Source organism: Arthrobacter sp. TmtSoilC48, from assembly GCF_059739425.1.
The window spans coordinates 2,571,103-2,583,286 of the sequence record NZ_AP046049.1; the positions used below are offsets into that span (position 1 = coordinate 2,571,103).

General features: G+C 63.0%; 10 protein-coding genes. 7 read left to right on the plus strand and 3 right to left on the minus strand.

Annotated elements, in window-relative coordinates; translation table 11 throughout:
* Nucleotides 1–103: 103 nt before the first annotated feature.
* The 5 genes from leuS to holA all read left to right on the plus strand — a co-directional run bounded on the left by leuS (nt 104) and on the right by holA (nt 7,332).
* Nucleotides 104–2,632: a leucine--tRNA ligase gene (gene leuS, locus AC6I97_RS12115; RefSeq protein ID WP_309929715.1), complete on the plus strand. Its 2,529-nt coding sequence runs from the start codon at nt 104–106 to the stop codon at nt 2,630–2,632.
* Nucleotides 2,633–2,699: 67 nt separating this feature from the next.
* Nucleotides 2,700–3,680 carry a DegV family protein gene (locus AC6I97_RS12120; RefSeq protein ID WP_224090513.1) on the plus strand — a complete coding sequence of 327 codons (981 nt, stop codon included), beginning with the start codon at nt 2,700–2,702 and terminating at the stop codon, nt 3,678–3,680.
* A 62-nt stretch (nt 3,681–3,742) separates the two neighbouring features.
* Nucleotides 3,743–4,606, plus strand: coding sequence for a helix-hairpin-helix domain-containing protein (locus tag AC6I97_RS12125; RefSeq protein ID WP_309929712.1), 864 nt, complete (start codon nt 3,743–3,745; stop codon nt 4,604–4,606).
* Nucleotides 4,599–6,479: a ComEC/Rec2 family competence protein gene (locus tag AC6I97_RS12130; RefSeq protein ID WP_497944973.1), complete on the plus strand. Its 1,881-nt coding sequence runs from the start codon at nt 4,599–4,601 to the stop codon at nt 6,477–6,479. The genes AC6I97_RS12125 and AC6I97_RS12130 overlap by 8 nt, the downstream gene beginning before the upstream one ends.
* Nucleotides 6,439–7,332 (plus strand): DNA polymerase III subunit delta, encoded by an 894-nt coding sequence (holA, locus tag AC6I97_RS12135; RefSeq protein WP_497944974.1) that lies wholly within the window; start codon nt 6,439–6,441, stop codon nt 7,330–7,332. The genes AC6I97_RS12130 and holA overlap by 41 nt, the downstream gene beginning before the upstream one ends.
* Before the next feature lie 94 nt (nt 7,333–7,426).
* On the opposite strand, the gene rpsT is transcribed toward holA, so the two are convergent.
* Both rpsT and AC6I97_RS12145 read right to left on the minus strand, forming a co-directional pair.
* Complete coding sequence (gene rpsT / locus AC6I97_RS12140; protein ID WP_223932984.1) at nt 7,427–7,687, minus strand: 30S ribosomal protein S20; 261 nt, start codon at nt 7,685–7,687, stop codon at nt 7,427–7,429.
* A 168-nt stretch (nt 7,688–7,855) separates the two neighbouring features.
* Nucleotides 7,856–8,410: a type II toxin-antitoxin system PemK/MazF family toxin gene (locus AC6I97_RS12145; protein ID WP_497944975.1), complete on the minus strand. Its 555-nt coding sequence runs from the start codon at nt 8,408–8,410 to the stop codon at nt 7,856–7,858.
* A gap of 183 nt (nt 8,411–8,593) precedes the next feature.
* Here AC6I97_RS12145 and lepA point away from each other — a divergent pair, with 183 nt between their 5' ends.
* Both lepA and hemW read left to right on the plus strand, forming a co-directional pair.
* On the plus strand, nt 8,594–10,447 hold the full coding sequence (gene lepA, locus AC6I97_RS12150) for a translation elongation factor 4 (RefSeq protein WP_224164452.1): 1,854 nt from the start codon (nt 8,594–8,596) through the stop codon (nt 10,445–10,447).
* Nucleotides 10,448–11,677, plus strand: a complete 1,230-nt coding sequence (hemW, locus tag AC6I97_RS12155; RefSeq protein WP_497944976.1) for a radical SAM family heme chaperone HemW — start codon at nt 10,448–10,450, stop codon at nt 11,675–11,677.
* A gap of 30 nt (nt 11,678–11,707) precedes the next feature.
* On the opposite strand, the gene AC6I97_RS12160 is transcribed toward hemW, so the two are convergent.
* A complete protein-coding gene (locus AC6I97_RS12160; RefSeq protein WP_497944977.1) occupies nt 11,708–12,121 on the minus strand; it encodes a DUF4870 domain-containing protein in 414 nt (137 codons plus the stop codon).
* Between the last annotated feature and the right edge of the window lie 63 nt (nt 12,122–12,184).

Genomic DNA, 12,184 nt, shown 5'->3' on the forward strand with positions numbered 1-12,184 from the left:
GAGCGGCCGCCCCTCCATTGTCGAGGGGCTTTTGTGTGTCCGGGGCTTTACCTGGAGCGCAGCAGGAGGCAAAACCGCCATCGAAGAACAGAAGAGGGCAGCAGTGAGCGTTCAGCCGGAGACAGAGACCGGAACAGCACAGACAGCCGCAGCTGGAGCGCCTGAAGAAGGCGTCTACAGCTTCGCCGCGATGGAAGCCAAGTGGCCGCAGGTCTGGGAAGACCTCAAAGTGTTCACTCCACTTGACGATGGTTCGCGGGAACGCCGCTACGTGCTGGACATGTTCCCCTACCCCTCAGGCGACCTCCACATGGGGCACGCCGAGGCGTTTGCCATGGGCGACGTCGTAGCGCGCTACCTGCGCCAGAAGGGCTACGACGTCCTGCACCCCATCGGTTGGGACTCGTTCGGCCTCCCCGCTGAGAACGCGGCAATTAAGCGCAACGCCCACCCCAGCGAGTGGACCTACGCCAACATCGACACGCAGGCTGCCTCGTTCAAACGCTACGCCATTTCGGCCGACTGGTCCCGGCGTCTGCATACGTCCGACCCCGAGTACTACCGGTGGACCCAGTGGCTGTTCAAGCGCTTCTATGAGCGTGGCTTGGCGTACCGCAAGGACTCGCCCGTCAACTGGTGCCCCAAGGACCTCACCGTCCTCGCGAACGAGCAAGTAGTCAACGGTGCCTGTGAGCGCTGTGGCACGGCAGTCACCAAGAAGTCCCTGAACCAGTGGTACTTCAAGATCACCGAGTACGCCGACCGCCTGCTCGAGGACATGGACCAACTCCAGGGCCACTGGCCCGAGCGCGTGCTGGCCATGCAGCGGAACTGGATCGGCCGCTCCGAGGGCGCCCACGTCCGCTTTGTCATCGAGGGCACCCAGGACCGGGCAGAGCGCGAAGTCACCGTCTTCACCACCCGCCCGGACACCCTTTACGGCGCAACATTCTTCGTGGTTGCTGCGGATGCGCATTTGGCCCTGGACCTCGTTACACCTGAACAGCATGACGAACTCATGGCCTACCGGGAAAAGGTCAAGGCCCTCTCCGAGATCGAGCGCCAGTCCACGGAGCGCGAGAAGACCGGCGTCTTTACCGGACGCTACGCCATCAATCCGCTCAACGGTGAGAAGCTTCCCGTTTGGGCAGCCGACTACGTTCTGGCCGACTACGGCACTGGAGCCATCATGGCTGTTCCGGCGCACGACCAACGCGACCTCGATTTCGCCAAGGCGTTTGGCCTGCCCGTGCGCGCCGTACTTGATACAGGCGAGGAAGACCCCGCCGAGACCGGTGTGGCCACCGCGGGCGAAGGACAGCTCAAGAACTCCGGCGACTTGGATGGCCTGTCCAAGTCGGAGGCCATCCCGGCCGCCATCGGGATTCTGGAGAAGTTGGGAACCGGCGAGAAGTTCGTCAACTTCCGGCTCCGCGACTGGCTGCTCAGCCGCCAGCGTTTCTGGGGCACGCCCATCCCGATCATTCACTGCGCCGAATGCGGCGAAGTGCCCGTTCCCGACGACCAATTGCCCGTGAAGCTGCCCGAAGACCTGCGCGGAGAGGCGCTGGCGCCCAAGGGCACCTCACCGCTGGCCGCCGCCGTCGAATGGGTCAACGTCGAGTGCCCCAACTGCGGCAGGGCAGCACAGCGCGACACGGACACCATGGATACGTTCGTGGACTCTTCCTGGTACTTCCTGCGGTTCGTCTCGCCCCACTACACCGAGGGCCCGTTTGATCCGTCGAAGATCAATGACTGGATGCCCGTGGGGCAGTACGTGGGCGGCGTGGAGCACGCCATCCTGCATCTGCTCTACGCCCGGTTCTTTACCAAGGTCATCAAGGACATCGGCCTGATCGACGCCAGCGAGCCCTTCAGCGCGCTGCTCAACCAGGGCCAGGTGCTCAATGGCGGCAAGGCCATGAGCAAGTCCCTTGGCAATGGTGTGGACCTTGGCGAGCAGTTGGACAAGTTCGGCGTTGACGCCGTTCGCCTGACCATGGTCTTCGCCTCGCCACCTGAGGACGATGTTGACTGGGCGGACGTCTCGCCGTCCGGTTCGGCCAAGTTCCTGGCCCGTGCCTGGCGCCTGGGCCAGGACGTCACCAGCGAACCCGGAACCGATGCCAGTGCCGGTGACCGCGCCTTGCGCACGGTGACCCACAAGACCATCGCTGATGCCGCTGAACTGTTGGACAACAACAAGTTCAACGTCGTAGTGGCACGGCTCATGGAGTTGGTCAACGCGACGCGTAAGACCATCGACTCCGGAGCGGGTGGAGCCGACCCCGCCGTGCGCGAGGCAGTTGAGGCCGTCGCTGTGATCCTGAGCCTTTTTGCCCCGTACACGGCAGAAGATCTCTGGAACACGCTGGGACACGCTGCCTCCGTGGCCAATGCCGGCTGGCCGAAGCACGACGACGCCCTGCTCGTCCAGGACACCGTCACCGCCGTTGTGCAGGTCCAGGGCAAGGTCCGCGACAGGCTCGAAGTATCGCCGGACATCAGCGAGGACGATCTGCGCGAACTGGCACTCGCATCCGAAAATGTCCAGCGCGCCATGGACGGCCGTGGCATCCGCACCGTAATCGTGCGGGCGCCTAAACTGGTGAACATCGTCCCCGCCTAACCAGGCATCACGGACTTTGCGGCCGCCGGCATTGTGCCGGCGGCCGGTCACCATTGTTGGAGGTTGCGTGCCCGAGCGAGAACCACCTGCCTGGATGTGGCTCAAGGAACGGCTGTCCCGCCTCCGGCAGCCCGCGCTCCCGGTTCCCATTGCCGATGAGGCGCTTCCCGCCGTAGTAAAGACCGCCGTGGTAACTGATTCGGCAGCCGCCCTGCCAGCGGACTGGGTGGCGGCCTTTGCCGCGGACGGGCGCCTGGCCGTCGTTCCCATGCCCGTCATGGTGGGAAGCGAAATCTACGGTGAGGGCGAAGACGACATCACCGAAACGTTGGCCGTTGCCTTGGCGTCGGGCGCATCCGTGAAGACTTCCCGGCCCTCGCCCGGCCAGTTTGAACAGGCTTATCGTGCCGCGCAGAACCGCGGGTTCGAAGCCGTGGTGTCCATCCATATTTCCGCTGAATTGTCCGGAACCGCCGATGCCGCGCGTCTTGCTGCGGCACGGGTTGGTATCCCGGTGGAGGTACTGGACTCACGCACCGTCGGAATGGCGCAAGGCATGGGAGTGCAGAGCGCCGTGGTTGCTGCGGCCGCTGGCCTGCCCGCAGCTGAAGTCCGCGCTTTTGCGGAAAAGCGCATGGAACGTACCAAGGTCTACTTCTACGTTCCGAGCCTGGAGCAGCTCAGGCGTGGGGGACGCATTGGAGCCGCGGCATCGCTGCTGGGGACGGTGCTGGCCATCAAGCCAATACTTGCGGTCGACGGCGGCAGGATCGTTCCGTTGGAAAAGGTCCGCTCCGCTGTGCGTGCTGTAGCCCGGCTTGAGGAGATCGTGGCAGCTGATGTCGCTTCCAGGCCTGCCGGTCAGCAACGGCTGGCAGTTCATCATTTTGGTAACCAGCTGGAGGCCGAAGCGTTGGCCGCACGCCTTCGGGACAAATGCCCGGACTGTCCTCCCGCCCAGATCAGTGCCCTCCCCGCAGTCCTCGCGGCGCACGCGGGTTTGGGTGTACTGGCGGTTATCGTGGGGGAGAGCAGCACACCCACGTGAGCTTTTCCACATAGCCCAAGAGGCCCAGTGCACTCCTTTCGCGTCCCTCGTAGGCTCGAACCATGCCACGCTGGAATCGGGATGGGTCCCCAGACGCCGCAGCACTGGCAGCCAGACGGCGGCTCGCGGCGGGACTGAACCCTCCGGATGATCCGGCTCCCTTGCTTGCCATGCCTCCGCTCGAAGAGCCCGCGCCGGAGGCTTCGGCTTCGGACCCCCTCCATGGCCAAGAGACAATGGCGGCGCGGTTTCGGTGGCGAACGTCCTGGAGGGTTGCGGTTGCGGTGTCGGTAGTTGGTGCCGCCTGCGCGGCGTGGTTCCTTCTCCAGGCGGCCACCGGACAACCCACTACAGAGCCCCTGAGTCAGTCGGTACCGGTCGAGGGAAGCGTGACTGAAGGTGACGGGCTGAATTCCACTGGACCGACGCCGCCGTCTCAAAACACGAAGATGCTGCTGGTCCATGTTGCCGGTGCGGTACAGAAACCCGGTGTCGTTTCGCTTGCAGAAGGAAGCCGGGTCTTTCAGGCGATCGATGCTGCAGGCGGGGCAACCGCCACTGCTGACCTAAATGGCCTTAATCTCGCGGAAGTAGTCACAGACGGGGCAAAGATCCATGTTCCGGCTGTGGGGGAGGCGTCCCAGCAGGAGACTTCCCAGGAGACAGGGAGCGGAAACGGCGCAGGTGGGCCGGCAGAGACCCAGGTCAGCCCGGGATCCGGAGGCGCCAAGGTCAACATCAACACTGCCTCCGTGGAAGAGCTCGGGACACTGCCCAGGGTTGGTCCCGTGATGGCCCAGCGCATCGTAGATTGGCGCAAGGAGCACGGAGCGTTTGCCTCGGTGGAAGAGTTGGATGCCATTGATGGCATCGGACCCAAGCTCATGGAGTCGCTCCAGGATTTGGTGACGGTGCAGGGTGGCTGAGGATTCACACGGAAATCCCTTGCTGAGGCGTCTGGATCTCCGTCTGGATCTCCGTCTGGTCCCGGCCGTTCTTGTCACCTGGGCCGCGGCACTTGCCTGCGGTGTTCTCACCGCTGCGTGGTCGGCGACTATAGGCGTAGTCCTTGCCGGTGTTGCCAGCGCCTTGCTGCTCTCTTCGCGCCTGCGGGCAACGGGGACGTCACGCGCCAGGACAGTTCCGGCCACTCTCGCCTTGGCCTGTGTGCTGGGTGCTGTGGCTGCTGGTCATTGTGCCTTGGCTGCCGGCAAGCGGGACCAAGGCCCCCTCGCCGCAGCCGTCGACGCCCACGCTGGCGTGGTCATCCAGGTCCGGGTCACTGGCAGTCCTGCAGAGGCGCCCCAACCCGGGCACTCCGGCGACACCCGATGGTCGGTTCCGGCCAGCCTGGTCGACCTTACCTCCGGAGGGAATGTCATTCGAGGTTCTGCCTCCCTTGTGGTCATTGGCGACGATGCGTGGCGGGACGTACGCCCGGGACAGCACGTGCGAACAACCGGCACGCTGAAGGAGATCCGGCCCGGACAATCAGAAACGGCGATAATGACAGCCACCACCGGACCGGTTGTGATGGGCTCTGCCTTCGACCTGCAAGACGTGGCCGCCCAGCTGCGCGGGCACTTACGCGAAGCTGCAAGTTGGTTGCCTCCCGATGCTGCCGGTCTGCTGCCAGGTATGGTGACTGGCGACACCAGCGAGCTTCCGGAGAGCCTTGAAGCGGACATGAAGACAACCGGGATGGTCCACTTAACAGCTGTAAGCGGGGCGAATTGCAGTTTAATCTTGGGCGGCTTCATCCTGGTTGCCAGAAGCCTGGGACTGGCTCGTCCGTTCGCTGCCGCTTTCGCAGGGTGTGGGCTTGCTGCGTTCGTAGTGCTGGTAGGGCCGGAGCCCAGCGTCCTGCGCGCGGCGCTCATGGGACTGGTCGGGATGGCTGCATTGACGGGCGGGCTGCGGGGAAGGCCGCTGACTTTCCTGTGCTTGGCTACGGTTGTTCTTCTCCTGCTGGATCCCACCCTAGCCAGCAACTTTGGCTTCCTCCTCTCCGTCCTGGCTACGCTTGGCATCGTGCTGCTCGCGGGCCGGATAGCGTCGTGGTTTCCTGACACCATTCCCAAGTGGTTGGCTGTAGGGGTGTCCGTGCCCCTGTCCGCCCAGGTGCTCTGTGGGCCGGTCATCGTTGCACTCCAACCCCAGTTCTCGCCGTATGCACTCCTTGCAAACGTGATGGCTGGTCCGCTCGTGGCTCCCGTGACGATTTTGGGGACCCTGGCCGTGCCGCTCTCCGCGATCCATCCCTGGGCGGCGGCAATCCCCATCGCCCTGGCGGGTGCCAGCGCCAGCGGTGTGGCGGGCATAGCACGGTTCTTTGCCGGACTACCCGGCGCGGCACTCCCGTGGGCGGAAGGTCCGGCGGGCATTGTTGCCATGACCGTTTCCTCGGTGGTCACCATACTCGTTGTCTGGACAGCCCTGCATCCAAGCGGTGTGCTCCGGAGGATCATGGTCGTTCACCACCGCCTGATGGTTGTGTTGGAAAGGCTGGACAAGAACGCAAGGCGGCTGCCTGTTCGGGTTGCTGCGCATCCGCCCAGGGTGGGACGAGCCACGCGCGACCGCCAAGGCATGGCAGACTTGAAGTCTGCAATAAATCCTCCGGAAGGAACCAACTGTGGCTGCTGCCCAAAACACCCGGGCCAAGAGCGTCGCTGCCAACACCGTCAGTTGGCGGGACGCGACGCCGGCCGCGGTAGTGCTGATCACGGGCCCGGAGGAATACCTCGGTATCAGGGCCATGGACCGCATCAGATCCCTCGTCCGGACGGCAACACCTGATGTTGAACTCAGCAGGCTGAATGCTGGTTCCTACGAGGCCGGTTCCCTGGCGATGACCGTAACCCCATCTCTGTTCGGCGAGGGAAAGCTGATCGAAGTAGAGGGCTTGGAAGCCATGAATGATGCGTTCCTGGCTGACTCTTTGTCCTACTTGTCCCATCCCGAGCAGGATGTGGTTTTGGTGCTGCGCCATGCCGGCGGTGTCCGCGGGAAGAAATTGCTGGACGCCGTGAAATCCGCTGGATGGCCTGTGATCGATTGCCAGCCTCTTAAGAAGGATGCGGACAAAACTGCGTTTGTTGTCTCGGAGTTCAAAGCCGGTGGTCGCCGGATTGAAGGCGAAGCCGTCCAGGCCCTCGTCAATGCGGTGGGAGCCAATCTGTCCGAGCTTGCGGCCGCCTGCAACCAGCTGATTGCCGACGCCACCACAGCTGTCACGGCCGAAACCGTGGAGCGCTACTACGGTGGCCGGGTGGAAGCTACGGCTTTCAAGGTGGCCGATGCTGCCATGGCCGGCAACGGACCAGTGGCTTTGTCCACCTTGCGGCATGCCCTGTCCACCGGGGTTGATCCAGTCCCCTTGGTGGCTGCGCTTGCGGCGAAACTGCGGACGCTGGCAAAGGTGGCTGGGGCGAACGGGTCTCCGGCCACCATCGCCAGGAACCTGGGAATGCAGCCGTGGCTTGTGGAGCAGGCCCAGCGCGATGTCCGACGTTGGACCCCGGAAGGCCTGATCCGCTCCATCCAGGTCATCGCCGAGGCGGATGCCCAGGTGAAGGGTGAGTCGCGTGATCCGGTCTACGCCGTGGAGCACGCGGTCACGGTGATCGCCACGTCGGCCAGCCGTCGCTGAAGCTGGCGCATTCGCGCCGGCTTTCGGTTAAACCCAAAAGGCCGGCACCCGAGGGTGCCGGCCTTTTGATCAGCTCAGTCGAACTGGAAAAACCTTAGAGTGCGTTGACCTTCTTGGAGATCGCCGACTTGCGGTTTGCAGCGTTGTTCTTGTGAATAACGCCCTTGCTGACAGCCTTGTCCAGCTTGCGGCTGGCAGCAACAAGTGCAGTTGCAGCAGCATCCTTGTCAGCAGACTCAACGGCGGTGGCAACGGCGCGGATGGCCGTCTTCAGCTCGGACTTGACGGCGTTGTTACGCAGACGAGCCTTCTCGTTGGTGAGGATGCGCTTCTTCTGGGACTTGATATTAGCCACGTATGAACTCTCTTTTTAATGCGGAAATGGTCTAGAGGGTTTTCAGGTTGGCCATCGACTGAGCGGCGTGGGGATGCCTATGGCAGCCAACCATGAGTGGCCGTCGACCTGCACGGACACACAGCTATAAAGGATAGCAGAAAGCGGGGCCCAGTGTGGACCGATTGATCAGCTCCAGCCATGAAGTTCCCTCAGGGCACGGGAAACCTCAAGGAACGCCGGCTTGCCGAGGACTGCACCTTCACGACGGATCGCCTCTGGGTTCACCCGGATCACACGGTCAAGTTTGACTTCACTCGGGCGCCCTTGACGGTCCCACTGGCCCACTCCAACGTCAACGTAATCCCCGGCGCGCCTGCCGTTGTCGTGGTCCTTGGACGTCAGCATGAGGCCCAGCAGCCACTCGCCATCCCTGCCAACCAACAGCACCGGGCGATCCTTGCCCTGCGAGAAATCCTCTTCGAACGGGACCCAGGTCCACACAATTTCTCCGGGATCGGGCCGCCCATCCGGTTTGGGGGAGTAGTGCAGTTTTGCTGCTCCCACGAAGTCGCCCGGGTAGTCGCCCGGGTAGGCAGCCGGTTGAGGCCCGACGGCGGATTGCCGGCTCTTCTGCCTCGGGAAACCAGCGGGAGCGTTGTTCCTGCTATTGGTGCTGCTGCCGCCAAGTGTCTTGAGGGATCGAAGGATGAGTTTGCCCAATGGGCGCAAGTCCAAAGCCATGCGGACAACGCTACCGCGATGGTCTGCCGGGCGAACGTATGCAGCGCTTCATGGAGACCGGCAGGAATGTACGGGGAACCGCAGGTTCGTGGGAGACTAGAGGATCAGATGCGCGGCGTGTCCCGGCTGGCCTTTGCCCAGCCGGTGGATTTGCCGCGTGAGTGTCGACAGTAAGGATCCTGCGTGTCTCCCATGGCCCGCACCGCACCGGTGCCCGCCGCAACAGATCCGGCCATCATCCGGAACTTCTGCATCATTGCCCACATCGACCACGGTAAGTCCACCCTGGCCGACCGCATGCTGCAGTACACCGGCGTCGTTCAACAGCGCGACATGAAGGCCCAGTATCTGGACCGTATGGACATCGAACGTGAGCGCGGCATCACCATCAAGTCCCAGGCAGTACGTATGCCATGGGAACTCGATGGCACCAGCTATGCCCTCAACATGATCGATACTCCTGGCCACGTCGACTTCACCTATGAGGTGTCGCGCTCCCTGGCAGCCTGTGAAGGCGCCGTGCTGCTGGTTGATGCAGCGCAGGGCATCGAAGCCCAGACGCTTGCCAACCTTTACCTGGCGATGGAGAACAACCTCACCATCATCCCCGTGCTGAACAAGATCGACCTTCCGGCTGCCCAGCCTGAAAAGTATGCGGCAGAACTGGCCAACCTTATTGGCGGAGACCCGGATGATGTCCTCAAGGTTTCGGGTAAGACCGGTGTAGGCGTGGAAGCGCTGCTGGACAAGATCGTCCGCGACCTCCCGGCCCCCGTCGGCAATCCCGACGCACCGGCACGTGCCATGATCTTCGACTCCGTCTATGACACCTACCGTGGCGTGGTCACCTACGTCCGCGTTGTGGATGGCATGCTGCATCCGCGGGAACGCATCCAGATGATGTCAACACGGGCCACGCACGAGCTCCTGGAGATCGGTGTGAGTTCCCCGGAGCCCACACCGTCCAAGGGCCTCGGAGTCGGTGAAGTGGGTTACCTCATCACCGGTGTGAAGGATGTTCGCCAGTCCAAGGTGGGCGATACCGTAACCAACCTCGCCAAGCCGGCATCGGAGTCGCTCAGCGGCTACGCCGACGCCAAGCCGATGGTGTTCTCGGGTCTGTACCCGCTCGATGGAACTGACTACCCCGTTCTCCGCGATGCCCTCGAGAAACTGATGCTGAACGACGCCGCCCTGGTCTACGAGCCCGAGACGTCTGCTGCCCTGGGCTTTGGCTTCCGCGTTGGCTTCCTGGGTTTGCTGCACCTCGAAATCACCCGTGAGCGCCTCGAGCGCGAGTACAACCTGGACCTCATCTCCACAGCTCCCAACGTTGAGTACGAGGTCACGCTGGAGGACAAGAAGGTGGTCCATGTGACCAACCCCAGCGAATATCCCACAGGCAAGATCGCAGAAGTCCGCGAGCCCATGGTGTCCGCTACGATCCTGGCGCCCAACGAGTTCGTGGGATCCATCATGGAGCTCTGCCAGAGCCGCCGTGGCCAGATGCGTGGCATGGACTACTTGTCCGAAGACCGCGTGGAGCTGCGCTACTGGATCCCGCTGGCCGAAATCGTCTTCGACTTCTTCGACCTCCTGAAGTCCAAGACACGCGGTTACGCATCACTGGACTGGAAGGCCGACGGCGAACAGGTCGCGGACCTTGTGAAGGTGGACATCCTTCTCCAGGGCGAGCAAGTGGATGCTTTCAGTGCCATCACCCACCGTGACAAGGCCTACGCCTACGGTGTGATGATGACCGGCAAGCTGCGCGAACTCATCCCGCGTCAGCAGTTCGAGGTGCCCATCCAGGCTGCCATCGGATCGCGCATCATTGCCCGGGAAAGCATTCGGGCCATCCGCAAGGACGTTCTTGCCAAGTGCTACGGCGGTGACATCACCCGTAAGCGCAAGCTGCTTGAGAAGCAGAAGGAAGGCAAGAAGCGCATGAAGATGGTGGGCCGGGTTGAAGTGCCCCAGGAGGCTTTCATTGCCGCGCTGACCACCGACGAGTCCAAGGACAAGGCCAAGAAGTAGATGCCCAGCGTCCTTCCTTTGGGCGACCCGGCACCTGCGGATGGCTTGTTGCCTCCGCAGGTGCTGACCGGCGTCGAGCACCGCAAGTTCGGGCTGTATGTGCATATCCCGTTCTGCGCGGTGCGGTGCGGCTATTGCGACTTCAATACCTATACGGCCACGGAGCTCGGCGGTGGGGCGTCGCAGGATGCTTATGCCCAAACGGCCGTCACCGAGCTGGACTTCGCGGCAACGGCCCTGAATGCCTCCGGTTTGCCGGAGCGGCCCCTGAGCACCGTATTCTTCGGCGGGGGAACACCCACGTTGCTCCCTGCCGAGGACTTGGCACATATCCTGCGCGCCGCCGTCGGGCATTGGGGACTTGAGCCGGGCGCAGAGGTGACCACCGAAGCCAACCCCGACTCCGTGACGCCGGAATCACTCAAGGTGCTCGCTGATGCCGGCTTTACGCGCGTCTCCTTCGGCATGCAGTCCGCGGTGCCGCACGTGCTCAAAGTGCTGGATCGCACGCATACGCCCAGCCGTGTTCCGCTGGTGGTCCAGTGGGCGCGCGAGGCTGGCCTGGCCGTTAGCCTTGACCTCATCTACGGCACGCCGGGAGAGTCGATGGCGGATTGGCAACTGTCCCTTGAGACTGCCCTCTCCTACGAACCCGATCACATCAGCGCGTATGCCCTGATCGTGGAGGACGGCACAAAGCTGGCGGCCCAAATCCGCCGCGGCGAAGTCCCCGGAATCGACGACGACGACCACGCCGCCAAATATGAGCTCGCTGACAAATTGATCTCCGAAGCCGGCCTGACGTGGTATGAGGTCAGCAATTGGTCGAAAACGCATGAACAAGCCTGCCGTCACAACCTTGCCTATTGGCGGGGCGATGACTGGTGGGGTATTGGTCCCGGCGCCCACTCCCACGTGGGCGGTGTCCGCTGGTGGAACGTTAAGCACCCCACGGCTTATGCCAACAGGCTGGCTGCAGGAGACTCGCCGGCAGCCGGCAGGGAAACCCTCGACGCCGACACCCGGGAAGTCGAGCGCATCATGCTTGAGGCGCGGCTCGGTACAGGGCTAGCGGTGGATGCGTTGGACAAAGTCGGCCGCCATGCGATGGCGGGACTTATCGCTGAAGAGCTGGTGGACCCGGTTGCGGCCTTCAAGGGTCGCCTGGTTCTTACGCTCAAAGGCCGGCTACTGGCGGACGCCGTGGTGCGCAGGATTCTGCCGGACTAACCGTCGGAAGAATCCTGCGGAGGCCCGGGACTACTTAATCCAGCGCAGGTTGAGCTTGTAGCGGTGGGGCTGCCCGTGGTTGACACGAATACCAGCCGAGACTGAGAAGCACGTAAGTGCTACCCAGATGCCCGTGGCGATGACTGCAAAGATATTTCCCACCACTGGAAGCAGAACAAGGATATTCGCCAGGACTGCTGCGATGGTCGGAGGGAGCGTGAAGTTCAGGGCTTCCTTGGATTCCTGCGCCGTAAACGGCCCGCGATCACGGAAGATCAGATAGATCAGCAGGGAGGGCAGGCATCCCAGAATTCCCCCGAAGTGCGCAAGGGTGGCCCACTGGCGGTCTTCGCTTGCCGTCAGTGGGAGTGCGTTTGCGGGCGCGCCATGGTAGTGGGGCTGGCCTGCGGCGCTGCCCGGTTCTTCAGGAGCGTTCTCTGCCACGGTGTCTTCCCTTTGCTGTAAAGATGCTGCAGTGTTGCTGTCCCAGAATACTGGGTTCCGGGT